Consider the following 25,786-nt stretch of genomic DNA (forward strand, 5'->3'; position numbering starts at 1 on the left):
CTCGAAGGTGGCGCGCTCAGGCTACTTGCGTTGAAGGTGAGACGCGTAAGGTGGCGCGTCATTCCATGTCAGTGAGCCGTTGCGAACGGCTGACGGGGAATGCTCCAAAGCGCTGAGGTTCGCCGCTTTCGACAAGGGGCAACAGGAAGGAATGATGATCGCCTGACCCTCAGTCAGCACGCGCTAACGTCGATCACCAGAGAACAAAAAAAAACAATGGATAGCCTGAACTCCAAAGATTCGAACGGTCAGCTGGCGCAGGGTTTCAAGCCGCGCCACGTCACTATGCTTTCTATCGCGGGGATTATTGGCGCGGGTTTATTTGTCGGCTCCGGCCATGCCATCGCTGCCGCCGGTCCAGCGGTATTGCTGGCTTATCTGTTCTCCGGTCTTCTGGTCGTATTGGTCATGCGCATGCTGGGTGAAATGGCGGTGGCCAACCCGGACACCGGTTCTTTCTCGACCTATGCCGATCAGGCGATCGGGCGTTGGGCGGGCTTCACCATCGGCTGGCTCTATTGGTGGTTCTGGGTGCTGGTGATCCCCATCGAGGCACTCGCGGCGGGGCATGTATTGAACCAATGGTTCCCACAGATCGATACCTGGTTGTTTGCTTTACTGTCGATCATTCTGTTGGTCGTGACCAACCTGTTCAGCGTGTCCAAATATGGCGAGTTCGAGTTCTGGTTTGCGATGGCCAAGGTCGTGGCAATCATCGGATTTATCGGCCTTGGTTTTGCGGTGTTGATGGGTTGGGTTCCCGAGCGGGAGGCCAGCGGGTTGAGTCGACTCATGGAGGAGCATGGCGGGTTTGCGCCCAACGGCTTGTCAGCGGTCGTAGGGGCATTCATCACTATCATGTTCAGCTTCATCGGGACAGAAGCGGTGACCATTGCAGCCGCCGAATCCAGCAACCCTGCGCAGAACATCGCCAAAGCCACACGCTCGGTGATCTGGCGCATTGGCGTCTTCTACCTGCTGTCCATTTTCGTGGTCATTTCCGTGGTGCCCTGGAACGATCCGTTGCTGGCGTCTGTCGGCTCTTACCAGCGCGCGCTGGAGTTGATGAACATCCCGCATGCCAAGTTGCTGGTGGATGTGGTGGTGTTGATTGCCGTGGCCAGCTGCATGAACTCGTCGATCTATATTTCCTCGCGCATGTTGTTTTCCTTGGGCAAGCGTGGCGACGCTCCGAAGTTGCTGAGGGTAACGTCGTCGGCGGGCGTGCCAAGGGCGGCGGTGATTGCCAGTACGGTACTGGGCGCCGGAGTGACCTTGTTCAGCTACTTTATGCCCGCCGGGTTATTTCAGTTTCTGCTCGCCAGTTCCGGCGCTATTGCGTTGCTGGTGTACCTGGTTATCGCCGTGTCGCAATTGCGCATGCGCAAGATCCTGCGTCGGCAGAACGTCACGCTGACCTTCCAGATGTGGTTGTTCCCGTGGCTCACCTGGTTGGTCATCGTCTTCATCTGCACAGCGTTGGCGGTGATGATGGTGACGCCGGAGCACCGCATGGAGGTTTCATCAACCATCGGCCTGGCGCTGGTGATTTCCTTTATCGGCCTTGTGACCACGCGTCACCATGGGCGACCGCAGAGGGCGGTGTCGGCGCAACGCGCGTAGTAGCCCTGTTCAGCGCAAACCTGCTTGCGACTCTTCAGTGCGCGAGCAGCGGCGGGGCGGTTACAACCGCCTGCGCCACGGGTCCTTTCCGTTCGCTGCGAGAGTAACTTCGATGGCATACGACACCTCCAGGCCCGCTCCTCCCCAAACCATTGGTTTTTTGCTGCTGGACCAATTCACTTTGATCTCTCTGGCGTCTGCCGTTGAGCCATTGCGAATGGCCAATCAGCTGGCCGGCCAAGAACTGTATCGCTGGCACACGTTCAGCCTGGGAGGCGAGCGGGTGTGGGCAAGCGACGGCATGCCGATCACACCGGATTCATCGGCTCATGACGCATCGATGTTTGATACGGTGATCGTCTGCGGCGGCATTGGCATTCAAAGCGCTGTGACCCGCGAGCACGTTGCCTGGTTGCGATCCCAGGCGCGACGCTCGAAACGGATCGGGGGTGTGTGCACAGGGAGCTGGGCCTTGGCCCAGGCAGGGTTGCTCGATGGTTTCGACTGCAGCGTGCACTGGGAATTTCTGGCTGCCATGCAGGAGGCTTTTCCACGCGTGAACCTCAGTTCCAGTTTATTCACCCTCGACCGCGACCGCTTTACCTGCTCTGGTGGAACTGCCCCCATGGACATGATGCTGCACCTGATCAGTCGCGATCATGGTCATGAACTGTCAGCGGCCATCTCCGAAATGTTTGTCTACGAGCGCATCCGCAACGAGCAGGATCACCAGCGAGTGCCCCTCAAGCATATGCTCGGTACCCATCAACCGAAGTTGCAGGAAATTGTCGCCCTGATGGAGGCCAATCTGGAAGAACCGATCGAGCTGGATGAACTGGCAAGTTATGTCGGCTTGTCCCGTCGACAGCTGGAGCGGTTGTTTCAGAAATACTTGCATTCCTCGCCCTCGCGGTACTACCTCAAACTGCGCCTCATCCGCGCACGTCAGTTGCTCAAGCAAACGCCGATTTCCATCGTTGAGTTGTCGGTGGTGTGTGGCTTTGTCTCCACTCCCCATTTTTCAAAATGCTATCGCGAGTGTTTTGGCATTCCTCCCAGCGACGAGCGCTTGGTGACGCAAGCGCAGCGGCAAGTGACAGTTAAACCAGTTGCGCAAGCTTTGCCATCGGCAAGGCCAATGAGTTCGCTGGATCAGGCTCGTGACGAGTCGACATTCGCAAGTTTCAGAATGTTGAAATCCTGAACACGCCAGGCCCTGATAGCGGGCGGTTGTAGCGAGGCAAATGTTACGGCTTCTGATCCACGGCAACCTCCTGCCAACTGTCGTCCGGATCAAACCGCTTCATCGACTCCGCCAATTTGTAACCTTCGGGGCCCAGGTCTTTCTCGAAGACTTGGCCCTCATGGCTGATCATGAAACTCATCACCCCGGTGTCATCGTATTTTACTGGCCAGGCGATGAGGGCAAAGCCACGGCTCATCTTGTCGCCGATGAGGTAGCTGTAGGCGCCGCCAGGTGCCGAGGGCCCTTGTCCGTTGAGGATTCGAAAGTGGTAACCGTGCCAGCCTTCACCGGCGATGGCGCTGCCAAACAGCGGGCCCAACGGGCTGATTTGATCGCTGTCGTCGTCCGCCCAGTAGAGTCCATCGTGTTCGCCGGGCGTGCTGAAGATTTTCTGTGCATATTCGAGGGCGCCGTCGCCGTCACGATCCACCGACGCATAGTCCATCTGGGCGTCGTGATAAGTCAGCACCGATTGCACCGCGGCCAGTTCGTTGCTGCCGATTCGTCGCCTGCGTATTTCAGCGCTTGCGGACTTGATGTCGAAGCGCCAACCCTTTTCGGCTTTTATCAGGGGGATCGGCAGTGTCCAGTGAGCACTGCCGACTGACAGAACAGCGTTGCGCTCACTGGTTTTTTCGATGGCATGCTGCTCGCGGTAAAGTTTCAAAAACGCATCCACATCACTGCGCTGCACACCCCCTCGCGGGATGAAGCTGCGCCAGTCTTCACCCAGCAGCTGCGTCAAGCGTGCCTGATCGGCGTGCTCCGTTCCCAGTGCTTCGACAAACGCCTGGGCGGCCTTTTCCGGGGTTGGAAATACTTGCTGCGCTGTCGCCATGCATGACCATGCCAGGCTGCTGATCATCAGGAAACGTGGGAGCAAGCCCATGAATGTATTTTCTCGAGGATGTTTGTTCAACGCCGGCCCCCCCCTCTTTGGCGCGTCGGAGAACTGGACGGCCTGCTGATCTGATGACCAGCGGATCGCGCAGCACTGGGGCGCATGGCGGATGCCTGGCTGGCTCGACCACGGAGGGCCTGGGCGTTCGATTGAGACGGGGTTCGTGCACCCGCGAAAGCGTTATTGCGTGCGCTGCCGGGGCTGGCGGCCGGGCGAGTGCCCTGGCGCGTCTGGGATAATTCCTGGCGCCGCTGACCCGTCTGAGCGCCTTGTTGCCTGGGCTGCTGATTTTCACGGACATTTCTGCCAGTGCCTTGGCTCCTGTCAGAGGCCCTCGCTCTGTCTGCCCCGGCTTGCATGCGATTTTCGACCGAGGGGGCGGATTGCGCCTTGCGCGCTTGATCACGGGCCTGGCGATTAGTGGTGGCCGGTCGCTCGATACCGTGCCTGTCCATTGAACTGCGGGCTTTTTCACGCGCCTGGGCACGTTGGGCAGTATCCCCTCGAAAGGCATCGCGCTGATTGGCACCGTCGAGTTGTCGACCGTACTGTTCACGGCTCCTGTTGTCCCGATAAGGAACGCCATCGCGATGCACGGAGTTGTGCTGCCACTTGTTCTGGTTTCTGTTGATCTGGGTGTTGCGATTGATGTTGTTGTAGCGGTCGACGTCGATGTCGATGTCGTTGTTATTCCAGTCACAGTCGCCCCACAGCGAGGCGACGATCGCCACGCCGGTACCGAACGCGAGCCCGGCCACCAAGGCTGATCCGGGGTAATAAGCGGGGGGTGGTGGATAGTAGACCGGTGGCGAAGCAGGGTAGGCCCAGGTGCCATAGGTGGTGGTCGGATTGTACGTGGGGACGTACACCACCTGCGGATCGGCAGGTTCGATGACGATGGTCGTGGAGCTGCTGGCAGGGGCAGGGGCCTGAGTTGCCGGTGCCGGCGCCGCCTGGACCGTCACGTTCTGATATTGGTTACTCTGCAGGTTGCCTGCTGTCTGCGCCTGACGACGCAAGCGTTGCACGCCGTCCATGACATCGTCGGATTGCGCCAGAAAGGCATCGCCCAGACGCTGTACCCAGACGGGGTCCTGTCCCAGCGTCGCCAGCACCTGTGGGAAGGCAACCAGCGCCTGTACGCTCGGATCCCAGGTCTGGTTCGACACTTGTTTGACCGCATCATCGCCCTTGGCATCCGGATTCGCTTTGGACCAGGTGACCGCCTCGGCGATTTCCCCGGGGTAGGTGCTGGCCATCAATACCTGGGCCAACAGTGGGTCGGGGTACAGCGCAATGGGAGCCAGCATTTGATCCAGCTGCTCCTGGGTAAACACTACATCTTTGGCCGGTGCCGCCAGGGGCGCTGTAACCGCGGCGTTCGCGGGCGCCTCCGGCGTCTGCGCCAGACAAGAAGCTCCACTCAGGACCAATACAGCGGATACCGCGTAAAGCAATGAAGTACGCATCGCCCCACCTCATGTGGTCACGCAGGCTTGAAGAGACCTTATGTCAGGGAGCGCACCGGCCGATCTCGATGACCCTACCAAGGTTAGCAGACCCCCATGCATTCGCCGGCCTCTGCTTGTCCGTCACATTAGCGCTTGATTTTGAAGTTCGTGACCTCGGTGTAAATGGCAACTGCGGGTGGGCTTTGCAGTCTTGGGCGAAGCGGTCGGGATCGAAGCGAGCACCGGCGATCTCCAGAGCAGTCCAGCCGCCGAGTGAATAGCCGCTACTGCAATTCGGTCATTGGCGACCAAGCCGAATTTTTCAGGCTGAGTGGTGACGGCTGACAGTCACCCTCTAGCATCGCCCGGCTTTACGCTGATGAATAACTACAAGATTTTTCACAAAGGTTTACATCAGCCATTTATTTGGATCGGTATAGTTTTTTGCAACTCGCGCAACCTGGAAAAAACGCAATGCAGTCGAGCAACACGCTAATAGATCCTGAACTGATAAAGATTCGACGGCTGTTCGCAACCCCCCTCGCCAGTATCCAGTACCCCGACGCAGAAAGACTCAATGCTGAATTGAAAACCATCGTCGCGCATCGTATGGCGCAAGATCGCAGCGGTGCGCAGCATAGCAACGACGGCGGCTGGCAGTCCGCGAACGATTTCCCCGAATGGGGAGGGGAGGCCTGCGATGCGTTAGTGAAGTTCGCCACAGAATTCGCCATTCAACTGACGGCGGTTCATAGCGAACAATATGGATTAACCGAGCCCGGTTTCGAATGGAAACTCAACGCGTGGGCAAATGTGAATGAGGCAGGCCACAGCAATTCACTCCATGGGCACCCAGGGGCGTTCTGGTCTGGGGTGTACTGGGTCGACGCCGGCGGCCGAGAGGATGATCCCGCAGTCGGCGGTGATCTGGAGTTTGTAGACCCGCGCGGTATGGTGGCATCGACCTACAATCCCGCCCTGCGAATGAGAGTAGAAGATTGCCTGACGGCCGGCTTTAGTTGTACGTATGCCGCCAGAAGTGGAACTTTCATCCTGTTTCCGTCGTGGCTGATGCATTCAGTGCGACGTTTCGAGGGAACGAGACCGCGAATTTCCATAGCGTTCAACTTCGGTGTTTAGGGCGATTTGATTTACTTGAATCGCCTGGAGGAATAAAGAACGCGCCAACTGACTGTCTTTAGTGCGTAGAAACTCACTACCGACTATGCGCTGCCGCCGCCAATTGCTCGGTATCCACGCGCACAAAAACCGAGTCGCCAACCGCTGTAAGCACGTCCCCGGCGTAAACCTCGCAGATCACACGGGTTTTGCGCCCGACCTCACCTTCGACTTTCGCCCGCAAGGTCAGCGGTACACCCATCGGGGTCGGCTTGATGAACTTGATGCCGAGGTTGCCGGTGACGCAATTGATGCGGGGGAGGCTGGCGGCTTCACGGTTTTCCGCACGGTAGTGGTAGGCCATCGCTGTCCAGTTCGAATGGCAGTCGACCAGCATTGCGATCAACCCGCCGTACACCAGGTCCGGCCAGCCGCAATACATGGGATCAGGCCTGTGCTCGGCCAACACATGCACGCCGTCCTCATCCCAGAAGCTCTTGATGTGAAGCCCGTGCGGATTGCTGCTGCCGCAGCCATAACAAACGCCTTCAGGCGCGGCGCTGTCTTGCAGGGAGGTGTCGAGACTGGACATAACGGGGTTTTCCTCAATAGGGGAACCAAACCTGGCGGATTTTAACGCTGCAATCGGGCCGCGGTCACTCGGGCAATCCGGCCAGTCGCAGTCCGTCCGTAAACCGCGCGTGATCTTCGGGGCGCTGGATGGGTAGCCATTCCTTCAGCCTGGAGACGCGCAAGGTCGGGTCGAGCTCGTGCAAGCGCTGCATCGCCAGTTTCGCTTTGTCCATGCGTCCGCTGAGTGCATGGCTGGCCGCCAACAGGGCGACCGACGGCAGGAGGCTTGGCAGGTTGCCCAGCGCCTTTTCCGCCCAGGCCGATGCGATGTCGAAGCGCCCGGCGAAGAAATGCGCGAGTGCCATGCCCACCTGCATCCTGAACATTTCCGGATCCAGCGGGCTCAAGCGCACGGCATGGGTCAGATGCTCGATCGCTTCATCTGTTTCGCCGTGCAGCGCGCGTAAAATTCCGCCCAGGTACCACGCGGGGGCGAGGTTGGGGTTGAGCAGCCGCGCCCTGTCGAGCAGCGCGATGCCGCCATCGACATCGCCGGCGAGATGGGCCAGTGCATGTCCGCCTCGCGTCAGCGCCACCGCATCATCCCGGCCGAGCGCCACGGCCAGTCGCGCGAGCCGCACACCTTCGGCGATCTCTTGCGTGCGGTCAGTCATCCAGCCGTTCAACTTGCGCCAGAAATGACACCAGGCGGCCATGCCGTAGGCCGATGCGAATTCCGCATCGAGCTCGATGGCCTTGTAGAACAATGGCAGCGCGTCCTCAATGGCTTCCCGGGTGCCGCTGTGCAGTTTCGCCATGCCGCGCAAGTAGTAATCGTAGGCGTCGAGACTTTCCGTCGGTTTGCGCTTCGCGCGCTCGATTTCCGCCCGTTCGAGTTGCGGCGCGATGGCGCCGACGACGCTTTCGGCGATTTGATCCTGCAGCTCGAAAATGTCGTCGAGCAGGCCTTCGAAGCGTTCCGCCCAGATATGCGTCCCGCTCGTCACATCGATGAGCTGCCCGGTGATGCGTACCTTGTTCCCGGACTTGCGCACGCTGCCTTCCAGCACGTAACGCACGCCGAGTTCCTGGCCGACACCCTTGACGTCCACCGCCCGGCCTTTGTAGGTAAAGCTCGAGTTGCGCGCGATGACGAACAGCCAGCGGATTCGCGAGAGGGCGGCGATGATGTCTTCCACCATGCCGTCGGCGAAATAGTCCTGCTCTGGATCACCGCTCAAATTGTGGAAGGGCAGGACGGTGATGGAGGGTTTTTCCGGGAGGACGAGCGGGGCGGCGGGCGATGAAAGCGGATCAACCGGCGCACGTTCGTCGATGCCTGCTTCGTCGGTCTCGGTGACCTTGATTTCACCGACGAAGCGGTAGCCCTTGCGGGCAACCGTGCGCACCAGCCGCTGCTCCTCGCCGGTATCGCCGATGGCCTTGCGCACGGCATTGATGTGGCTGGTGATCGTCGACTCCGAGACGATCCGACCGCTCCAGACCGCATTCAGCAGATCGTCCTTGCTGACGACGCGATCGCGGTTGACGACGAGCTGCAGCAAAAGATCGAAGACCTGGGGCCCGACGGCCACGACTTGCCCACGCTGGGTCAGTTCCCGGCGCTCCTGGTCGAGCACGTAGTCTTCAAACACGAATGGCAAGGTGAATTTCCCCTGGTCGAGCGCCCTCGACTCCGTGTCCGGGCTGGTGATTGGTACGTGGTGTCGATCATACGGCAGCGCTTGGCCCGCTGCACCGTCCAGCAGGGGAGCCCGTGGCGCAGGTGCGCTTTTGGACGAAAAACCAAGGGTGTCCAAAGATAAACTCAAGGTCGGCAGAAGGACTTCCCTCGCACGCGGGGCCACTCTTTCTCTCCATCGACGCCAATGGTTGTCGTCGAAGCGGAGGGAGAGAGCCCATGAAGATTGTCGTCATCGGAGGCACCGGCCTCATCGGATCGAAACTTGTGAAGAGCCTCCGCGAGCGCGGCCATGACGTGCTCGCCGCGTCGCCCAGCACGGGGGTGAATGCCGTCACCCGCGAAGGCCTGGCCGCCGCGATGGATGGCACCGAAGTGGTGGTCGACGTGGCCAACGCACCGTCGTGGGAAGACCAGGCCGTCCTCGAATTCTTCGAAACGTCGAGCCGCAACCTGCTGGCCGCCGAAGCAGCCGCGGGCGTTCGCCATCATGTTGCCCTGTCGGTCGTCGGCAGTGAACGACTCCCCGACAGCGGCTATTTCGTCGCCAAGATTGCCCAGGAAAACCTGATCAAGGCATCCAGCGTTCCTTACACCATTGTGCGTGCCACGCAGTTCTTCGAATTTGTCGGCGGTATCGCGCAGGCGGCCGCCGTCGACGAGCAGATTAGCCTGTCCCCGGCGCTGATCCAGCCGATGGCGTCCGACGACGTGGCAGCAGCGCTTGTCGATGTCGTGCTGGCAGCACCAGTCAACGGCACGGTCGAAGTCGCCGGTCCCGAGGCCATGCCACTTGACGAACTGATCAGGCGCTTTCTGCGCGCAACCCAGGACAACCGCAAGGTCGTACCGGATGTGCACGCGCGCTATTTCGGCTCCGTTCTCGACGATCAATCGCTGACCCCCGGCAAGAACCCGCGCCTGGGCACGATCCGTTTCGAGGACTGGATCACTCAGGCGAAGACCCAGGCGGGGCGCTAAGGCTCCGGAAAGCGTCGACCCGACATCGGGTCACGCCCTCATGAAACCCGTACAGCAGGAGAATTGCCATGTTCAGCCGAATTATCCTGGCCGCAGCCTTCGCCGCGTTCTCGCTCACCGCGTCGGCCGCCGACAAGCCCGCAGGCAAGGTGACGGTGGTGTTCGACCAACCCATTCCCAACATTCCTGGCAAAAGCATGAGGGGCGTGCTGGTCGAGTACGGACCCGGTGCCGGGTCGCCAGCCCACCTGCACCCAAAATCCGCCTTCATCTACGCAACGGTCCTTGAGGGCGCGATCCGTAGCCAGGTCAACGACGCGCCGGCGAAGGTCTATAACGCCGGCGAAAACTTTGTCGAGGAACCTGGTTCCCGCCACCAGGTCAGCGCCAACGCCAGCGACACCCAACCTGCACGTCTGCTGGCCGTGTTCGTCCTCGATACCAGTGAAAAGGACCTCGTCATACCCACCGGGAAGTGAGCCCGTCAAACCGCTCATCGACGCTTGAAAGCCGGGCGGCAGGCAACTGTTGCCCGGCTGTAGGTCCTTGGCAATAAAACAGGAAATGTGAACATGAACTCGCTCCAGGACAAGGCCGCCGCGACTGCCGGCGAAAGCACCGGGATCCCTGTGGTCGCGGCGCGTAAAAGCAAGAAAAAGCGGATTGGCATCCTGCTGTGCATCGGCGCTGTGGTGGTCGTGGCAGCCGGATGGGCGATGGCGGTTTCGAGCGGCTTGACCTCGACCGACAACGCGTATGTCCGGGGTGACGTGACCTCGCTCGCCGCCAAGGTGGCCGGCTATGTCACAGCGGTCGAGGTCGAGGACAATCAGGCGGTCAAGGCGGGTGATGTGTTGTTCCGTATCGACGATCGGGACTACCGCGCACGGCTGGCGCAAGCCGAGGCCAACGTCAGCGCCGCCCAGGCGCGCCTGAGCCATGTCGATGCGGAAACCCATTTGCAGCGTTCCCTGATACGGCAGGCTGAAGCCCAGCGACGCTCGGCCACTGCCGAGATGAACCTGGCGAACAAGACCCACGACCGCAGCCGTAAACTGATCATCAGCAACGCGGTCAGCCAGGCCCTGGTCGATGAAACCGGTGCGGCACGTTCCAAGACCGAGGCGTCGGTATCCGCCGCGTCGGCAACCGTGGAGGCGCAACAGCAACGCATTGCCGTGCTTGTGGCCCAGCGCGAAGCGGCTGTTGCGGCAGTGACCCAGGCGCAGGCTGCACGCGACCTCGCCCAGATCGATCTCGACAGCACCATGGTGCATGCGCCGGTAGATGGCGTGGTCGGCAACCGTCAGGTGCGCGTCGGCCGTTTCGTCACGCCGGGCGTGGCCTTGCTCGATATCGTGCCGGTGCATGAAGTGTGGGTGGTGGCGAACTTCAAGGAAACCCAGCTCGAACATATTCGCCCCGGTCAGCGCGTGCGCATCACGGTCGACGGCTACCCCGACGGGGCCCTGGAAGGCGTGGTCGACAGCTTTGCTCCGGGGAGCGGATCGGCGTTCAGCTTGCTGCCTGCCGACAACGCGACCGGTAACTTTGTGCGCGTGGTGCAGCGCGTTCCCGTCAAGATCCGCCTCGCGCATAACCCTTTGCCAGGCCGCATCGTGCCGGGTCTGTCGGCACGGGTCGAGGTTGAGAGCGGGAGCGGGTCATGAGCTCGGTAGCCACCGCCGCGCCGAGCAACACCGGCACGACGACCGGCGTCCTGCTCATGCTGGGTATTGTGTTTGCCGCGCTGACCGAAGCAATCGCCAGCACTGTGTTGTCGCTCGGACGCAGCGACATCATCGGCGACACCTATGCAACGCCTGATGAATTTGCCCGGCTGGACGTTGGCTACACCGCGCTCAAACTGATTGGCTTCATGACCTCGCCCTGGCTGCTGAGCCGCTTCGATCCGCGTCAGGTGATGATTGGCGCAATCACGGCCATGGGCCTGGCGTGCGCGATTGCCGCCATCACCGCTCAACTGGACGTGCTGGTGGTGCTGCGGATGATTCAAGGCTTCGCCGGCGGCACGCTGCTGGTCGGCGGCCAGGCGATCATCTTTCGTGCCTATCGAAGCGCCCACCAACCCATCCTTCAAGCTGTGTTTGCCATGGGCGCCGTGGTTGCGCCCGCGACGATTGCCCCAGCCCTTCAAGGTTGGTTGATCGACAGCCAATCGTGGATCTGGATCTTCTTCAGCGTTGTTCCGCTGGCCCTGGCGGCGATCGGACTGTTGCTGATCGCCGATAATCCGATGCCGGCCAGAATCCGCCACCGTCCGTTTGACTGGATCGGCTTTGCCCTGATCTCTGTCACGCTGTTCTGTTTCACCTACGTACTCAGTCAGGGCAGCCGCTGGGACTGGTTCGAGGAACCGCGCATCCTGTGGTTGAGCGTGATTGGCGTTGCCGCTCTGCTGGCCTTTCTCGGTCAGCAACTGTTGATAAAAGGCCGAGGGCTGCTCGACTTCACGCTATTCAAATCGAGCGATTTTTCCTTTGCCTTTATCGTCAGTTTTGTCGCCGGCGCGGCCTTGTTCGGGAGTGCGTTTCTGATTCCGGCGTTCGCCTTGTCGGTACTCGGGTTCACGCCGACCGATGCCGGCCTGCTGCTGTTGCCCAGTGGCGGGTTTTTTATCGGCGCGTTGCTCATTGCCGCCTGGCTCATGCAGGCCCGCCAGGTTGCGCCGTTCGCCACCGTGCCCTTTGGCATCCTGATGATCATGGTTGCGATGTGGATGCTGTCCGGTTCGACCAGCGAAAGCGGCGCCGACGACATGATGAACGCAATTCTTCTGCGTGGCCTGGGCCTTGGCTTCTTGTTTCTGTCGATCACGCTGATCGCTTTCAGCGACCTCAACCGTCGCAATCTCGCCTGCGGCATAGGCCTCTTTAATACGGGGCGGCAATTAGGGGGACTGATCGGTGTCGCAGGGCTTCAGACCCTGATCGAACATCACGTCGTCAACAATGCGGTAGTCCTCGGCGCCAGTGTCACTCCGGGAAGCGTTGCGGTCATCGAACGGCTGACCGCCACTACGGCCGTGTTGATGGCGAAAGGGATGGATGCAGTGGCCGCTGGACGTGCAGCGGCGAGCTTGCTGGGCCGGGTCGTATCAGGTCAATCCACCGTAATTGCCTTCGACACCGCGTTCCTCGCCGTGACCTTGCTTTTTGCCGTTGCCGCGCCGGTGCTGGTAGGCATCAAGATTGCCTTTGCGCGGCACGCGAAAGGGCATGCCGGGGGAACCGTCCGATAAAACTAGGGCGCCGACGCACCTGCGCTGATCAGCGAGCGCACTCGCTGGCCGAGGTCGTTCAGACTGAACGGCTTGGTCAATACCCGCGTAGTCGAATCGACGGAGACCAGACTCGTACCACCCGCAAAACCGGTGATGAACAGCACCTTGAGTTGTGGATGTTTTCCCCTGAATTCAGCGGCCAGGGCTACCCCGTTCATCAACCCGGGCAATCCGATATCCGTCAGCAGCAGATCGATGTGCTCCAGCTTTTGCGCTTGCTTTCGGGCAGAGACGCTGTCTACGGCTTCAATGACTCGATAGCCCATGTCGGACAAGAACTCCGAGGCCATCTGCCGAATGGCCGTTTCATCGTCCACCAGCAGAATGGTTTCGTTATGGCCGAACGCCTCCGTTGCTTGAGTCTCATCCGGATTGGCTGCGTGCTGGTCAGGCTGGGCATGATCCACTGGAAAAAACATCGTCACTGTCGTGCCCACACCCACGCTGCTGTGAACTCTGACCTGCCCACCGGATTGCTGGGTGAAACCGTAGATCATCGAGAGGCCCAGGCCAGTGCCTTCACCAATCTTCTTGGTGGTGAAGAACGGGTCAAATATGCGCGATAAATTCTCCGCGCTGATTCCCGTACCTGAATCCGTCACCGCTATCGTTACGTATGAGCCTGACGGCATCATTTTCTCGGATGACGAGGCCTGATCAATGACGCATCGATCGACCCCCAGGCTCAGGGTGCCGCCATTGGGCATGGCATCCCGAGCATTGATCGCGAGGTTGAGCAGCGCGTTTTCCAGCTGGTTGAGGTCACACCGGATGCGATCGCTTGTTCGAAATGAGCTTTCGACGATGATGCTGGGGCCGACCGAGCGCCGGATCATTTCGTCGAGTCCCGCCACCACTGTCCGGGGTTCGAGCAGTTCCGGTTGAAGCGATTGCTGCCTCGAAAACGCCAATAAACGTTGGGTTAACGCAGCGGCCCTTGATGCCGAGGTCATTGCCACGCACGCATAGCGCGTCAGCTCATCAAAACGACCCGCGTCGATACGCCGTTGCAGCAGCTCCAGGCTGCCGATGATGCCCGCCAGCAAGTTATTGAAGTCATGGGCAATGCCGCCAGTCAGTTGGCCAACCGCTTCCATTTTCTGACTTTGCCGAAGCTTGGATTCCGCCATGGCGCGTTCATGCTGTTCGGCCTCAAGCTGAACCGTGCGCTGGGCAATACGATCCTCAAGCCGATCGTTCCAGTCTCGTAGCGCGGCCTCCAATTGCACGCGCGTATCGACATCCTCAAGGGTTCCGTACCATTGCTCGCTGTGTCCGGCAGTGTCGAAACTGCGCAGGGCCCGGGCTCTGAACCAGCGATATTCTCCGGTGTTTTTTTGCAGTCGCACCTGCGTGTCGAACGGCTCCAGTGTGGCCAGGGATCGACTCCAGAGGTTTTCCATCGATTCTCGATCCTCTGTGTGAGCCGCTTTGGTCCACTGCCGTCCTAATGTCTCTGCAGAGGTCAGACCGGTGTATTCATACCAGCGCTGATCAATGGAAGTCAGCGTGCCAATCTGGTCTGCCGTCCAGGGCCACAGCGGATTGAGTTCCGCCGCAATTCGGTAGTGCCTTTCGCTTTCACGCAATCGTTCTTCCGTCGAACGCATGGCCTGCAAGGTATTGGAGCGCTTTAAAACGGCTCCCAGCAGGTTGCTGTAGACGCGAAGAAAATCGATATCGCTGTCCGTAAACTGGCGAGGGCTTCGACTGTCGACCTCGAAGATGCCGAAAGGGCGATTCTCCGTGGCCCCGTACACGAGGACGTTTACGAAGGCTTTTACCCCGTTTTCCTTTTGGAAGTCGTGATAGCAGAAGCGTGTTTCTGTCGAAATATCCGCCGAAATCACCGGGGCGTCGTTGTCCAGTGAAAACCGCTCGGGGCTTCCTTCGCAGGCTTGAACCCAGACTTTCCCGACTACATTCGGGGTCCAGCCGATGCCGTTCCGCACCACGAACGTGGCGCCGTCTTCTTGCAACAGCATGAACTTGGCCAGATGAGTCTCTAGCGCGTCCCCGACCAGGCGACAGGCTTCGTCCAGGATGTGCTCAATATCGTCTGACACCAACGCCAGCTCGCCAAACTCGGCAAGCACCTTGCGCTGGCGCAGTAACGTCGCCTCGATAGCCATGTGTTCACCCACGTGGATTTATATATCCGAGGCTGCCTCTCCGACTAGGTTCCACCGGTGTGATCGAAGGCTTGGGTTTCTTTTGTTTTGGACGTGCAGCGGCTTTTGACCGGCCGGGTGTCAGCGCTTTTTGACCACCGCCGTGCTGTTGCGCAAGGTCAATTTGAACGGCAACACCACATGCCGTTGAGCGATCGGTTTCTTCTCGATCAGCGCAATCAACATTTCCACGGCTTGCTGGCCGAAAGTTTCGGCGGGTTGCGAGATGGTCGTCAGGGGCGGATCGCAGTACGCCGCGAACGGAATGTCGTCGAAGCCTACCAATGAAATGTCCTCGGGGACTCGCAGGCCCTGTTGCTTGATGCGCTTCAATGCACCGATGGCCATTTCATCGTTTTCGCAAAACAGTGCAGTGGGGCGGTCGGGCAATTCCAACATCTCGGCGGCGCCGTCATGACCGGCCTTCAGACTGAAATCGCCATGACAGATCAGCGCGGGATCCGACGCGATCCCTGCCTGATGCAGGGCGTCCTGATACCCCGCCACGCGATCGCGGGTCAGCGGGCTGCTTTTCGGGCCTTTGATCAGGCCGATCCGGCGATGGCCCAGTTCGATCAAATGCTCGGTCATGGCCTTGGCGGCGGCGCGGTTGTCGAGGCTGATAGTGGGATGACGCCCGCCCTGAATCACTTCGCAAGCGTTGACGATTGGCGGTAATTCGGCGCTGGGGAAGGGCGCTTCGAAAGGGTCATAGGCGCGCAACTGGATCACCCCATCGGCCTGATGGGCGTACACCAATTCGGCAAATTCCCGTTCGATTTCCTCGCGGCCCTGGGTGTCGCACAACAGCAGCCGATAGCCGGCGAGCTGGGCGGCTTGTTGCGCGCCGCTGATCACCCTGGCGAAAAAGGTGTTGGCGATGGTCGGCACCAGAATCACGAGGTTGCCGGTTCGGCGCGAGCGAAATTGCACCGCCATCAGGTTCGGTCGATAACCGGCTTTTTCCACGGCGGCGTTGACCTTGTCACGCGTGTCGGGGAGCACACGCTCAGGCGACTTCAGCGTTCGGGACACCGTGGCGACGGAGACGCCGGCCAGCCTGGCTACTTCGCGGATATTGGACAAGACCACCTCGTTATCGAACTGTGCAGCGGCGAGCTTAGCGCAGCTCGGCCCGACCCTGAAATTTTCCTGGATATTCATCCGGGGTTTGACACCTCGCAAAACCGGGTCTAAATTTCCGCAACGATGTAACCGGTTACATCGGCTTGAGGATAGGTTCCTCAAAGCCGCTTGAATCCGCCTCAAACAGAGAAGAATTGCGATGAATGTGCCAGTGCCAAAAATAAGAATGGGCTTTGTCGGTGGCGGGGAGGGTGCCTTTATCGGTCAGGCCCACCGCCAGGCCGCCGGGCTCGATGGACGTTTTGAACTGGTGTGTGGCGCGTTCAGTCGCGACGCCCGCAACAATCAGCAAACCGGTGCCACATTGGGATTGCCCGCTTCGCGTTGCTACAGCGACTGGCGGCAGATGCTGGAGGCCGAGCGCGCGCTGCCCGCCGAGCAGCGCATGGAGTTGCTGATCATCGTCACGCCGAATCACTTGCACGCGCCGATTGCCAGCCAGGCGTTGAGCGCGGGGTTTCATGTGTTCAGCGAGAAACCGGCGGCGTTGAATCTGTCCGAGTTGCTGCCGCTCAAGGCCGTCCTTGAACGCAGCGATCGCCTCTATGGCCTGGCCCACACGTACCTGGGTTATCCGATGGTCTGGCAGGCGCGGCAGATGGTTCGCGACGGCGTGATCGGCACCGTGCGCAAGGTGATCGTCGAGTATCCCCAGGGCTGGCTGAGCGAGGATGTAGCGGGGCAGGGCAACAAGCAGGCCGGGTGGCGCGATCTGCCTGAGCAGTCCGGATTGGGCGGTTGCATCGGCGATATCGGCACCCATGCCTTTTCATTGGCCGAATTTGTCGCGGACCAACCCATCCAGCACCTGTGCGCGATGTTGAATACCCACATTGCTACCCGGCAACTGGACGATGACGCGTCGATGCTGTTCAAGATGTCCGACGGCGCCACGGGCGTGTTGATTGCCAGCCAGGTCTGCGCGGGTGAAGAGAACCCGTTGAAGCTCCGCGTCTACGGCGACAAGGGCGGCCTGGAATGGCGTCAGGAAGAACCGTCGAGCCTGATCCATCGTTCCCTCGATCAACCCATGCGCGTGCTGCGTTCCGGTATCGGCCAACCGTGGTTGTGCGACGCCGCGACCCGGCGCATGCGTCTGCCGGCCGGACATCCCGAGGGTTATCTGGAAGCCATGGCCAACCTCTACGGCGATTTCGCCAACGCGATTCGCAGCAACGTCGAAGGCAACGCAGCCCCCGGCGTACCGGGCATTGACGTCGGGCTGCGCGGCATGGCCTTCATCGAAACGGTGATTGCCAACCATCGTGGCGACACGAAATGGACCGAACTGGTCTGCCCTCAATGAACCCGGAGCACTCACCCATGAACCCTTCCTCTCAAGCAGGCCTGCGCGGCCCGGGGATTTTTCTCGCGCAGTTCATGTCCGCCGAAGCGCCCTTCGACACCCTGGCCAATATTGCCCAGTGGGCGGCATCCCAGGGCTACAAGGCCATTCAATTGCCGACCTTGGGCACGCAATACATCGACCTCGCGCGCGCGGCCGAAAGCCAGGATTATTGCGACGAATTGAAAGCCGTCTGCGCTCAAGCGGGCGTCGAGATCAGCGAGTTGTCGACGCACCTGCAAGGCCAACTGGTGGCGGTGCATCCGGCGTTCGACGCCTTGTTCGACGACTTTGCCCCGACGCATTTGCGCGGCCAGCCGCAGGCGCGCACCGAGTGGGCGATCGAGCAGTTGAAGCTCGCCGCCCGCGCCAGTCAGCGCCTTGGGTTGAAGGCCCACGCGACCTTTTCCGGTGCGCTGCTATGGCCATATGTCTACCCATGGCCGCAGCGCCCGAGCGGGTTGGTCGAACAAGGCTTTGCCGAACTGGCCAAGCGCTGGTTGCCGATTCTCGATTGCTTCGAGGAGGCCGGTGTCGACCTGTGCTACGAAATCCACCCCGGCGAAGACTTGCACGACGGCGCCTCGTTCGAGCGTTTTCTGGAGGCGGTGGATCACCATCCACGGGCTGCGATTCTGTATGACCCCAGCCACCTGCTGCTGCAGCAGATGGACTACCTCGGTTTCATCGATCGCTATCACGCGCGCATCCGCATGTTCCACGTCAAAGACGCCGAGTTCCGACCCGATGCCCGCTCGGGCGTCTACGGCGGTTATCAGGGCTGGGTCGAGCGGCCGGGGCGTTTCCGTTCGCTGGGCGATGGGCAGATCGACTTCAAATCAATCTTCAGCAAATTGACCCAATACGACTTCAGCGGTTGGGCGGTGCTTGAGTGGGAGTGTTGCCTCAAGGACTCCGCCCAGGGCGCCGCGCAAGGGGCGGCGTTCATCGAGCAGCACATGATCACCAAGACACAGAAGGCGTTCGACGATTTCGCCAGCGTGCAGTCGGATGAAGGTTTCAATCGACGGTTGCTGGGCTTGCCCGACGCCTGACCACAACGTTGTTCGCTCCTCTCTCCAACAAGAAAAACAATAAGACGGTGACTGTTATGACCACGATGACCGCGCGCCTGAGCGCGATGATGTTCCTGCAATTCTTTATCTGGGGTGGCTGGTTCGTCACCCTCGGCACGTTCCTCGCCAGCAACCTGGGCGCCAGTGGCGGGCAGATCGGCATGGCGTTCTCGACACAGTCCTGGGGCGCGATCATCGCGCCCTTTGTGATCGGCTTGATCGCCGACCGCTTCTTCAATGCCGAGCGCATCCTCGCGGTATTGCACCTGCTGGGCGCGGTGTTGCTGTATCAGCTGTATCGCGCGCCGGACTTCAGCACGTTTTACCCGTACGTGCTGGCGTACATGATGATCTACATGCCGACCCTGGCATTGGTGAATTCGGTGGCGTTCCGGCAGATGCGCGACCCGGCCCTCGAGTTCTCGCGCATCCGTGTGTGGGGCACCATCGGCTGGATCGTGGCCGGTGTGGTCATCAGTTTTGTGTTCGCCTGGGATTCCCAGGCGATGATTTCGTCAGGCGGGTTGCGCAACACCTTTCTGATGTCGGCGATGGCCTCTCTGGTCCTCGGCCTCTACAGCTTCACCTTGCCGCGCACCGCGCCCCTGAAACCCGAGGAGGGCCGCAGCGGCCTCAAGCAAATGCTCGGGCTCGATGCCCTGAGCTTGCTGAAGGACCGCAGTTACCTGGTGTTCTTCATCGCCTCGATTTTGATCTGCATTCCGCTGGCGTTTTATTACCAGAATGCCAACCCGTTTCTGGCGGAAATCGGCGTGACCAACCCGACGGCGAAGATGGCCATCGGGCAGGTTTCCGAAGTGTTGTTCATGCTGCTTCTGCCGCTGTTCATTCACCGCTTCGGGATCAAGCTTGCGCTCTTGGTCGGCATGCTGGCGTGGGCTTTGCGCTACTTGTTGTTCGCCTACGGCAACAATGGCGACCTGGCATTCATGCTGTTTACCGGCATCGCCTTGCACGGCATCTGCTACGACTTCTTCTTCGTGTCCGGCCAGATCTACACCGACGCCAAAGCACCGGAACGCTTCAGAAGCTCGGCTCAAGGCCTGATTACTTTGGCGACTTACGGCCTGGGCATGTTGATCGGATTCTGGGTCGCAGGGCAGGTGACCGACCACTTTGCGCTGACGGGCAGCCATGACTGGAAGAGCATCTGGCTGTTCCCGGCCGGGTTCGCCCTGGCGATATTTTTCTGCTTTGCGCTGGCGTTCAAGGGGCGCCAGGCCGCAGTTGTTCAATCGACTGTCTGAACAGGCTCGTTCACCGTCGCGGCTCGGCCACCAACAGCAACGACTGCGGTACCTGGCTTTGCGGGTGCTGCGGCTCTTGCAGGGCGGCCAGCCGGAACCCGGCCATGTCCAGCGCATTCAGCCAACTGGACAAGGTGCGGAAATACCACGGCATGGGTTGCCACTGGCCCTTGAACGTGGCGAAGGTCTCTTCCCGCCAGCCATCCTGATAGTCGCCCGCCGCTACGGCCCACGGATGCAGCGTCTGGATCACCAGCGCACCGCCTGGGGCGAGCAGGGCGTTCATGGCGGCGAGCAGCGGGATGATGTCCTGGTGCAACAACGCGAAGTTGGCGCAGATCAGATCGTAGTCGCGGCCGATGTCCACCTTCGCTTCCACCAATTCGTCATAGCTCGCCACCTGCACCTGCGAAGAGCCCGCCACCCGCGCCGCTTCGACCAGCGTCGCATCGCCATCCACACCGACTGCCGTGATGCCCCGTTGCGCCAGTGCGCGCAACAGCCAGCCTTCGCCGCAGCCCAGGTCGAGCACGCGCTCCGGCTGGCGGCCCAGCACCGCCAGCAGGATGGCCTGGTCGGTCACCGTGAGGCGGCTTTCGATGGCGCCGCTGCGGATGGCTTCGATCCAGGAATGGGCGTTGTGGTGCCAGCTGTCGAGGAGAGTGGATTCGGGGGTGGGCATGTCGAAGTCCAACGTTTTGGGTTGGTTAGAAGGATAGGACACGTTTCCGGAAAGCTTGAAGTGGGCAGGTCCCTCCCGGTTTTCGCAGAGCGATTCACGGCATTGGTCGGACGGCCACCGATGCAATTCAGCCCTCAGAGGAAATGATCGAGTCGTCGCTGGATTCAGCCGCCAGTTTCAGTCGGTCCGCTTTACTGATGTATTTGGCCTTGTTTTGCGGCGCCAGTTTGGCACTGGCCTTTTTGGCATGTGCCTTTAACAACTGCTTTATTTTCTTCTGACGATTCATGGTGTTTTACCCGGTTTGTAAATGCTTGAATGATATCAGCTTGAATATCAAACCAGATCCCAGTCAACCAGGCTGCGCTTGGTGCTTCGGTAACGAGAGACGGCTGGTAATAACCCACAGCAACAAAGCTGTTGCGCTGATCAAGGCGCCCAACAGGCTTGTTGCCATCCATCCCCAGAGCGCATAAACCTGGGTCGCGGCGGCGGCCCCCAACGCGCTGCCGACCGAGTAAAAACACATGTAGGCGCCGACCATGCGGCTTTGCGCGTCGGGGCGTGCGGCAAAAATGAGGCTCTGGTTGGTGACGTGTACGGCTTGCACCGCGAAGTCGAGCAGTACCACTCCGCACCCCAGCGAGATCAGGGACGTCTCGGCAAATGTGATGGGCAACCAGGAAAGCGTCAGCAGCCCTAGCGAAATGCCGGTTACACGTTGTCCCCAACCTTGGTCGGCCCAGCGACCGGCTCGGCTGGCCGCCAGGGCGCCGGCGACACCGGCCAGGCCGAACAAGCCGATGGCCGTGTGTGAAAGCGACAGCGGCGGGGCGCTCAGCGGCAGCACCATGGAGGTCCAGAGCACAGAAAAAGCGGCAAAGATCAGCAAGGCCAGCAGGCCCCTGACACGTAAGGTACGTTCGGTGATAAACAGATTGAAGAGCGAACGAATGAGCGCCCGATAGGTGTCTTGATGCCGCGGCGGCGCTGCGTCAGGAACCACTTTCCAGAACACCGCCGCGAGGGTCAGCATCAATCCTGAAGACACGAAATAAACAGCGCGCCAGCCCGCCAGATCTGCGATCAGCCCAGAGGTAAACCGCGCCAGAAGAATGCCCAGGACAATTCCACTGGTGACCGTCCCCACTGCCTGCCCGCGTTGTGATGGCGTTGCCAGCACGGCGGCATAGGCCACAAGCACCTGAACCACCACGGCCAGCAAGCCCATCACGATCATGGCGCCCAGCAGGGCCAGCCATTGTTGCGCTGCACCGACTGCCGCCAGCGCAATGGCTGACAGCATCACTTGAGTCAAAACCAGCCGTTTACGGTTGACCCTGTCGCCCAACGGCACGATGAACAACAACCCCAGCGCGTATCCAGCCTGAGTGGCCGTCACCACGACCCCGATCAATCCCGAGGTGACGCCCAGGCTTTGCGCCATTGAGGCGAGCAGGGGTTGGGCGAAGTAGACGTTGGCTACGGCTAGAGCGCAGGTGACGGAAAACAATAATGTGAGCGACGGAGTAAGCCCTGAAGGGCGGTCGATCCCGTAGTTTTCCCCCGTATCCGCCTGCGGCAACCCCGAAGGCTGCGCGGAGAAACGTTTGATGGCTGAGTCGGCATCTGCTGTCATGCACGCCTCCATGGCGTTAAGCTGGTTTCAAATAAAAACTGGTTTCGATTATTGCTGAATCGAGTTTCAAATTGCAACCAGTTAGCTCGACAGGCTTGGCACTCCGTTTCCAAGAGGTAAATACGATGGTCGAAGGCACTTCACCGCAAGGCAGCGAATGCCCCGTAGCAAGAACACTGGAAGCTATTGGGGATCGCTGGTCACTCATGATCATTCGCGACGCGTTTGACGATATTCGCCGGTTCAGCGAGTTTCAAAAGAGCTTGGGCGTGGCCAAAAACATTCTGGCATCGCGCTTGAAAACGCTGGTTGAGGTCGGTGTGTTCGACGTTCGACCGGCGTCCGATGGAAGTGCCTACAAGGAATATGTCCTTACGGACAAAGGACGGGAGATCTTTCCGGTTGTGGTCAGCATGCGGCAGTGGGGCGAACGTTTCCTGTTCAAGCCGCAAGAGACGCATTCGGTGCTCCTGGACAACGCGGCCGGACGACCTCTGATGCCAATTGAGGTGCGATCTTCAAACGGTCAAAAACTCGGACCGTCCGACTGCCACAGAGTGAGGGTGGTTGCCGGCGGATCTTGAATCGACGCTGCCAGGCTGGATGAACATTTTTTACCTGCTTGTGCGGCAGAAACCGCTAGGGAGACTAATATTCAGATGCCATAGATCGGTCCATTGCATATTCGCGTAATGATGCGTGGGACCGTTGGCATGCAGGCGGATCCAGCACCGGACCGGTGTTGGCTAAATGGATTTGAACTGGAGGGAACCATGAGCAATCTCATCGCCACCGACGAGCCACCTGAGGCCGTTCGTCTCATGGTGAAGGTTTACGCGTACGTGCTGCTCGCAGGATTTGCGTTGGTTCCGGGCTATCTGATTGGCTACTTATACCTTTTTCAGGACCCCACGCTTTTCTTCGAGCATCACCTGTTCCATAAAATTGCGATCACGGCAGCCACCCTGGCAGGCTTGTTCGTGACTTATGTCACATGGCGCTGCTATCAGTCATCCGGAGATCCGCTGCTGCGATGGATGACGCTTGGTTTCCTCGGTTTTGTACTGATCTACGCGTTGCATGGCGCGTTTACGGGCCAAGCGCACCACAATATCTGGCTCTTCCTGCTTTATGGGCCGGCCTCCCGACTGGTCATGTCGATATTGTTGTTAGTCGGCATGCTGTCGTACCACCGCCCACCTGATACCCCAGACCAACGAACCAAGGTTCGCCCATGGCTGACCTGGATAGCGCTGTTCCTGCTGATTGACGTGGCAGTGGCGTACGTTGCGAATTCGCCCATCGCCGGCAATCTCGTGGTGCGTCTGTCGATGGAAGGGGGGGCGCTCGTTCTTTCCACATTGACCGTGATATTGCTTCTGCTGCGCCGTATCCGTTCGCCGCTGATGATGATTTTTGTCATCTCGGTCACTGCGTTCGCACTGTCCTCCCTTGCCTTCATCCTCGCGCGTCCGTGGAACCACATGTGGTGGCTCGCTCATGCGATCTTCGCCGGCGGATTCTTCATGTTGAGCTATGGGGTTGTGCAAGCATTCCTCACCACGCGGTCGTTTTCGAAGATCTACAGCCAGGAAGAGTTGATGGTGCGCCTCGCCGAAGCGATGGCATACACCGAGGGCGCGCTGCTGGAACTCCAGCGCACCAATCAGGAACTCGGGCACCTGGCGGCGACTGACCCGCTGACAGGCGCTGACAATCGGCGTCGATTCATGGAGCGGGTCGAAGTCGAAATTGGCCGGACCAGACGCGGCGGTGCGCCGTTCTCCGTGTTGGCACTCGACCTGGATAATTTCAAGTCCATCAACGATCGCTTCGGGCATCAGGTTGGCGATGACATCCTGAAGGGTTTCGTAGAGAAGTGCCTCGATTCGATCCGGCCGTATGACGGCGTGGCCCGAGTGGGCGGGGAAGAATTCATGATTCTGCTGCCTCAGACTTTGCTTGAAGGTGCGCACGAAATCGCGGAACGTCTGCGCAATTCCGTTGCGAACAATTCTTTTCATGGCCTGCAGCGGCTGACCGCGGTCACCGTGAGCATCGGCGTATCGCAATCAGGCCGCGACGGCGACACCATCGAGGCCATCTTGCGCACAGCCGATCAACGCCTGTATCACGCTAAGCACGAAGGCCGTAACCGTGTGGTCACGACCATCGAAACCAGCCTCCAGCCTTCGCCCTGAGCCTGGCTGCCCGTTGTGAAGGGCAGTGCTCGATCCGGGGCGGCTTTCGCCTCGCATCGATACGCTGCCCTGAAACCGTCACTCGTTCTTCGTGCGTTATGACAAACGCGATTCGCCTGTTGCGCTGCTCAAGCGCTCTGCCGTTTCGCCGATGCGCGAGAACACCAGCCACGCGAAAAGCAGCACACTGCAGCCGATGAGGATGGAGGCGACGCCAATCAACGGTTCGACTGACGGCAAGCCCTTGAGCCGCAGCGTCAGTGCACCAAGCATCACCGGAACGCCAACGTTGTACGTCCAGAACTGTGCAGCGGCAACGCGTCCTTCGGTGATGGACGGGTGTGCTGTGCCGATGATGCCAAACAAGGCCATCGACACCCACCCCAACAGATTGATATGGGCATGTACCGCGAAGAGTGAGTGGTCGCCGGAAGCGCCCATCACCACACCCAGCGCCACGCCAATGGCAAAGTAAAGGGCCGCAAGCCGAAACCAGGTCCGTGAACGGGGGTTGTGATTCATGGCATTCACCTCATGCGCCCTGAGGCGCCCTCAGTTGCTGAAACAATCGATGTGAAGTCGTCATGCGCGGCGGTTGTGCCGTGCTGGTCATGTGTCTAATATGAGACTCGCGTCTCACGACAAGACAGGATCTCATTTACTCCATGCCAATTTCGAAGTCAAGCCCGTCCAGCGGTGACGGCGATCAGGGCCGCGACAACCAGAAGCGCCGCACGCGCCAGGCGCTGATCGACGCCGCCATCGCCTTGCGCGATGAAGGCCATAACCCGACGGTTGCGCAAGTCGCCGAGCGCGCAATGGTGTCGCGCGCCACGGCGTATCGCTACTTTCCCTCGACTGAAGCGTTGATCAGCGAGACGGCGGCCGATCGTGACTTGCCGCCGCTGGAATCCATCTGGCAGCCGGGAGACGATCCGGTAAAAGGCATGGGGCTGGCGGCGAACGCATTGAACAAACTCTTGATCGACGACGAGGTCGGGCTGCACGTGATGGAGCGTTCGTTCATGACGGTGTGGCTCGAAAACGAGTCCCATGAGACGCCCCTGCGCCCGGGCCGGCGCATGAGTTACATCGAGCCGATTGTCGATTCACTGAAGGATGTACTCTCACCCCGGGCGCGCAAACGGTTGAAGCAGGCGTTGTCGATCGTGATGGGCACCGAGGCGTTGATCGCCGTGCGCGATATCAGCCGCGCGAGCGTCGAAGAATCACTCGACGCCGCCGCCTGGGCCGCTCGGGCGCTCGTTCGTCAGGCACTGGCGGAGGATGAAGAGGCGCGACGAAAGCGCAACCCGGCGCCTGCGAGTTCGCGGGCTGTTCGTTCGCCCGACTGAATC

General features: G+C 60.1%; 23 protein-coding genes and 1 pseudogene. 13 read left to right on the forward strand and 11 right to left on the reverse strand.

What is annotated here, in order from left to right:
• Positions 1 to 216 precede the first annotated feature (216 nt).
• Both gabP and ACRC4F_RS23565 read left to right on the forward strand, forming a co-directional pair.
• Positions 217 to 1,623 (forward strand): GABA permease, encoded by a 1,407-nt coding sequence (gene gabP / locus ACRC4F_RS23560; RefSeq protein WP_438661516.1) that lies wholly within the window; start codon positions 217 to 219, stop codon positions 1,621 to 1,623.
• A 112-nt stretch (positions 1,624 to 1,735) separates the two neighbouring features.
• Entirely contained in the window at positions 1,736 to 2,827 is a 1,092-nt protein-coding gene (locus ACRC4F_RS23565; protein ID WP_438661553.1) for a GlxA family transcriptional regulator, read from the forward strand.
• 43 nt (positions 2,828 to 2,870) lie between these two features.
• On the opposite strand, the gene ACRC4F_RS23570 is transcribed toward ACRC4F_RS23565, so the two are convergent.
• The 3 genes and pseudogenes from ACRC4F_RS23570 to ACRC4F_RS23580 form a co-directional block, all read right to left on the reverse strand.
• Entirely contained in the window at positions 2,871 to 3,758 is an 888-nt protein-coding gene (locus tag ACRC4F_RS23570; protein WP_438661517.1) for a DUF2950 domain-containing protein, read from the reverse strand.
• A gap of 26 nt (positions 3,759 to 3,784) precedes the next feature.
• A complete protein-coding gene (locus tag ACRC4F_RS23575; protein WP_438661518.1) occupies positions 3,785 to 5,239 on the reverse strand; it encodes a DUF3300 domain-containing protein in 1,455 nt (484 codons plus the stop codon).
• A gap of 169 nt (positions 5,240 to 5,408) precedes the next feature.
• A pseudogene (locus tag ACRC4F_RS23580) lies at positions 5,409 to 5,569 on the reverse strand (dienelactone hydrolase); the annotation flags it as partial.
• Positions 5,570 to 5,695: 126 nt separating this feature from the next.
• Here ACRC4F_RS23580 and ACRC4F_RS23585 point away from each other — a divergent pair.
• Positions 5,696 to 6,361 carry a TIGR02466 family protein gene (locus ACRC4F_RS23585; RefSeq protein WP_438661519.1) on the forward strand — a complete coding sequence of 222 codons (666 nt, stop codon included), beginning with the start codon at positions 5,696 to 5,698 and terminating at the stop codon, positions 6,359 to 6,361.
• Between the two features lie 76 nt (positions 6,362 to 6,437).
• Here ACRC4F_RS23585 and ACRC4F_RS23590 read toward each other — a convergent pair whose 3' ends face one another.
• A complete protein-coding gene (locus ACRC4F_RS23590; protein ID WP_438661520.1) occupies positions 6,438 to 6,932 on the reverse strand; it encodes a PaaI family thioesterase in 495 nt (164 codons plus the stop codon).
• A gap of 64 nt (positions 6,933 to 6,996) precedes the next feature.
• Positions 6,997 to 8,577: a winged helix-turn-helix domain-containing tetratricopeptide repeat protein gene (locus tag ACRC4F_RS23595; RefSeq protein ID WP_438661521.1), complete on the reverse strand. Its 1,581-nt coding sequence runs from the start codon at positions 8,575 to 8,577 to the stop codon at positions 6,997 to 6,999.
• A 257-nt stretch (positions 8,578 to 8,834) separates the two neighbouring features.
• Between ACRC4F_RS23595 and ACRC4F_RS23600 the strand changes: the two genes are divergently transcribed.
• The 4 genes from ACRC4F_RS23600 (at position 8,835) to ACRC4F_RS23615 (ending at position 12,858) form a co-directional block, all read left to right on the forward strand.
• Complete coding sequence (locus ACRC4F_RS23600; RefSeq protein ID WP_438661522.1) at positions 8,835 to 9,596, forward strand: SDR family oxidoreductase; 762 nt, start codon at positions 8,835 to 8,837, stop codon at positions 9,594 to 9,596.
• Between the two features lie 68 nt (positions 9,597 to 9,664).
• A complete protein-coding gene (locus ACRC4F_RS23605) occupies positions 9,665 to 10,075 on the forward strand; it encodes a cupin domain-containing protein (protein ID WP_438661523.1) in 411 nt (136 codons plus the stop codon).
• Between the two features lie 93 nt (positions 10,076 to 10,168).
• Complete coding sequence (locus ACRC4F_RS23610) at positions 10,169 to 11,266, forward strand: HlyD family secretion protein (RefSeq protein WP_438661524.1); 1,098 nt, start codon at positions 10,169 to 10,171, stop codon at positions 11,264 to 11,266.
• Positions 11,263 to 12,858 (forward strand): DHA2 family efflux MFS transporter permease subunit, encoded by a 1,596-nt coding sequence (locus ACRC4F_RS23615; RefSeq protein ID WP_438661525.1) that lies wholly within the window; start codon positions 11,263 to 11,265, stop codon positions 12,856 to 12,858. Before ACRC4F_RS23610 ends, ACRC4F_RS23615 begins: the two co-directional genes overlap by 4 nt.
• A gap of 2 nt (positions 12,859 to 12,860) precedes the next feature.
• On the opposite strand, the gene ACRC4F_RS23620 is transcribed toward ACRC4F_RS23615, so the two are convergent.
• Positions 12,861 to 15,032 carry an ATP-binding protein gene (locus ACRC4F_RS23620; RefSeq protein WP_438661526.1) on the reverse strand — a complete coding sequence of 724 codons (2,172 nt, stop codon included), beginning with the start codon at positions 15,030 to 15,032 and terminating at the stop codon, positions 12,861 to 12,863.
• 120 nt (positions 15,033 to 15,152) lie between these two features.
• Complete coding sequence (locus ACRC4F_RS23625; protein ID WP_438661554.1) at positions 15,153 to 16,157, reverse strand: LacI family DNA-binding transcriptional regulator; 1,005 nt, start codon at positions 16,155 to 16,157, stop codon at positions 15,153 to 15,155.
• Between the two features lie 199 nt (positions 16,158 to 16,356).
• Between ACRC4F_RS23625 and ACRC4F_RS23630 the strand changes: the two genes are divergently transcribed.
• From ACRC4F_RS23630 to ACRC4F_RS23640, 3 genes are read left to right on the forward strand one after another with little or no spacing between them, the layout of a single operon-like run.
• Positions 16,357 to 17,523 carry a Gfo/Idh/MocA family protein gene (locus ACRC4F_RS23630; RefSeq protein ID WP_438661527.1) on the forward strand — a complete coding sequence of 389 codons (1,167 nt, stop codon included), beginning with the start codon at positions 16,357 to 16,359 and terminating at the stop codon, positions 17,521 to 17,523.
• The gene (locus ACRC4F_RS23635) at positions 17,520 to 18,617 is read left to right on the forward strand and encodes a sugar phosphate isomerase/epimerase family protein (RefSeq protein ID WP_438661555.1); all 1,098 of its coding nucleotides are present in this window, start codon (positions 17,520 to 17,522) and stop codon (positions 18,615 to 18,617) included. Before ACRC4F_RS23630 ends, ACRC4F_RS23635 begins: the two co-directional genes overlap by 4 nt.
• 56 nt (positions 18,618 to 18,673) lie before the next feature.
• Positions 18,674 to 19,906, forward strand: a complete 1,233-nt coding sequence (locus ACRC4F_RS23640) for a nucleoside permease (RefSeq protein WP_438661528.1) — start codon at positions 18,674 to 18,676, stop codon at positions 19,904 to 19,906.
• Between the two features lie 10 nt (positions 19,907 to 19,916).
• On the opposite strand, the gene ACRC4F_RS23645 is transcribed toward ACRC4F_RS23640, so the two are convergent.
• The 3 genes from ACRC4F_RS23645 to ACRC4F_RS23655 form a co-directional block, all read right to left on the reverse strand.
• On the reverse strand, positions 19,917 to 20,588 hold the full coding sequence (locus tag ACRC4F_RS23645) for a class I SAM-dependent methyltransferase (protein WP_438661529.1): 672 nt from the start codon (positions 20,586 to 20,588) through the stop codon (positions 19,917 to 19,919).
• A gap of 127 nt (positions 20,589 to 20,715) precedes the next feature.
• Positions 20,716 to 20,877: a DUF2986 domain-containing protein gene (locus tag ACRC4F_RS23650; protein WP_438661530.1), complete on the reverse strand. Its 162-nt coding sequence runs from the start codon at positions 20,875 to 20,877 to the stop codon at positions 20,716 to 20,718.
• Between the two features lie 63 nt (positions 20,878 to 20,940).
• Positions 20,941 to 22,227 carry an MFS transporter gene (locus ACRC4F_RS23655; RefSeq protein ID WP_438661531.1) on the reverse strand — a complete coding sequence of 429 codons (1,287 nt, stop codon included), beginning with the start codon at positions 22,225 to 22,227 and terminating at the stop codon, positions 20,941 to 20,943.
• A gap of 125 nt (positions 22,228 to 22,352) precedes the next feature.
• On the opposite strand from ACRC4F_RS23655, the gene ACRC4F_RS23660 reads away from it, so the two are divergent.
• Entirely contained in the window at positions 22,353 to 22,811 is a 459-nt protein-coding gene (locus tag ACRC4F_RS23660) for a winged helix-turn-helix transcriptional regulator (RefSeq protein ID WP_438661532.1), read from the forward strand.
• 189 nt (positions 22,812 to 23,000) lie between these two features.
• A complete protein-coding gene (locus ACRC4F_RS23665) occupies positions 23,001 to 24,428 on the forward strand; it encodes a sensor domain-containing diguanylate cyclase (protein ID WP_438661533.1) in 1,428 nt (475 codons plus the stop codon).
• 96 nt (positions 24,429 to 24,524) lie between these two features.
• On the opposite strand, the gene ACRC4F_RS23670 is transcribed toward ACRC4F_RS23665, so the two are convergent.
• Positions 24,525 to 24,950, reverse strand: coding sequence for a hypothetical protein (locus ACRC4F_RS23670; RefSeq protein ID WP_438661534.1), 426 nt, complete (start codon positions 24,948 to 24,950; stop codon positions 24,525 to 24,527).
• A gap of 143 nt (positions 24,951 to 25,093) precedes the next feature.
• On the opposite strand from ACRC4F_RS23670, the gene ACRC4F_RS23675 reads away from it, so the two are divergent.
• Entirely contained in the window at positions 25,094 to 25,783 is a 690-nt protein-coding gene (locus tag ACRC4F_RS23675) for a TetR/AcrR family transcriptional regulator (protein ID WP_438661535.1), read from the forward strand.
• Positions 25,784 to 25,786: the final 3 nt, after the last annotated feature.

It is taken from the genome of Pseudomonas sp., from assembly GCF_051660785.1.
Lineage (GTDB): Bacteria > Pseudomonadota > Gammaproteobacteria > Pseudomonadales > Pseudomonadaceae > Aquipseudomonas.

Excerpts from the sequence above, each read along its gene's own strand:
- gabP (WP_438661516.1), top strand. The coding sequence starts at position 217 with ATGGATAGCCTGAACTCCAAAGATTCGAACGGTCAGCTGGCGCAGGGT.
- ACRC4F_RS23565 (WP_438661553.1), top strand. The coding sequence starts at position 1,736 with ATGGCATACGACACCTCCAGGCCCGCTCCTCCCCAAACCATTGGTTTT.
- ACRC4F_RS23570 (WP_438661517.1), bottom strand. The coding sequence starts at position 3,758 with ATGGGCTTGCTCCCACGTTTCCTGATGATCAGCAGCCTGGCATGGTCA.
- ACRC4F_RS23575 (WP_438661518.1), bottom strand. The coding sequence starts at position 5,239 with ATGCGTACTTCATTGCTTTACGCGGTATCCGCTGTATTGGTCCTGAGT.
- ACRC4F_RS23585 (WP_438661519.1), top strand. The coding sequence starts at position 5,696 with ATGCAGTCGAGCAACACGCTAATAGATCCTGAACTGATAAAGATTCGA.
- ACRC4F_RS23590 (WP_438661520.1), bottom strand. The coding sequence starts at position 6,932 with ATGTCCAGTCTCGACACCTCCCTGCAAGACAGCGCCGCGCCTGAAGGC.
- ACRC4F_RS23600 (WP_438661522.1), top strand. The coding sequence starts at position 8,835 with ATGAAGATTGTCGTCATCGGAGGCACCGGCCTCATCGGATCGAAACTT.
- ACRC4F_RS23605 (WP_438661523.1), top strand. The coding sequence starts at position 9,665 with ATGTTCAGCCGAATTATCCTGGCCGCAGCCTTCGCCGCGTTCTCGCTC.
- ACRC4F_RS23610 (WP_438661524.1), top strand. The coding sequence starts at position 10,169 with ATGAACTCGCTCCAGGACAAGGCCGCCGCGACTGCCGGCGAAAGCACC.
- ACRC4F_RS23615 (WP_438661525.1), top strand. The coding sequence starts at position 11,263 with ATGAGCTCGGTAGCCACCGCCGCGCCGAGCAACACCGGCACGACGACC.
- ACRC4F_RS23620 (WP_438661526.1), bottom strand. The coding sequence starts at position 15,032 with ATGGCTATCGAGGCGACGTTACTGCGCCAGCGCAAGGTGCTTGCCGAG.
- ACRC4F_RS23630 (WP_438661527.1), top strand. The coding sequence starts at position 16,357 with ATGAATGTGCCAGTGCCAAAAATAAGAATGGGCTTTGTCGGTGGCGGG.
- ACRC4F_RS23635 (WP_438661555.1), top strand. The coding sequence starts at position 17,520 with ATGAACCCGGAGCACTCACCCATGAACCCTTCCTCTCAAGCAGGCCTG.
- ACRC4F_RS23640 (WP_438661528.1), top strand. The coding sequence starts at position 18,674 with ATGACCACGATGACCGCGCGCCTGAGCGCGATGATGTTCCTGCAATTC.
- ACRC4F_RS23645 (WP_438661529.1), bottom strand. The coding sequence starts at position 20,588 with ATGCCCACCCCCGAATCCACTCTCCTCGACAGCTGGCACCACAACGCC.
- ACRC4F_RS23650 (WP_438661530.1), bottom strand. The coding sequence starts at position 20,877 with ATGAATCGTCAGAAGAAAATAAAGCAGTTGTTAAAGGCACATGCCAAA.
- ACRC4F_RS23655 (WP_438661531.1), bottom strand. The coding sequence starts at position 22,227 with ATGACAGCAGATGCCGACTCAGCCATCAAACGTTTCTCCGCGCAGCCT.
- ACRC4F_RS23660 (WP_438661532.1), top strand. The coding sequence starts at position 22,353 with ATGGTCGAAGGCACTTCACCGCAAGGCAGCGAATGCCCCGTAGCAAGA.
- ACRC4F_RS23665 (WP_438661533.1), top strand. The coding sequence starts at position 23,001 with ATGAGCAATCTCATCGCCACCGACGAGCCACCTGAGGCCGTTCGTCTC.
- ACRC4F_RS23670 (WP_438661534.1), bottom strand. The coding sequence starts at position 24,950 with ATGAATCACAACCCCCGTTCACGGACCTGGTTTCGGCTTGCGGCCCTT.
- ACRC4F_RS23675 (WP_438661535.1), top strand. The coding sequence starts at position 25,094 with ATGCCAATTTCGAAGTCAAGCCCGTCCAGCGGTGACGGCGATCAGGGC.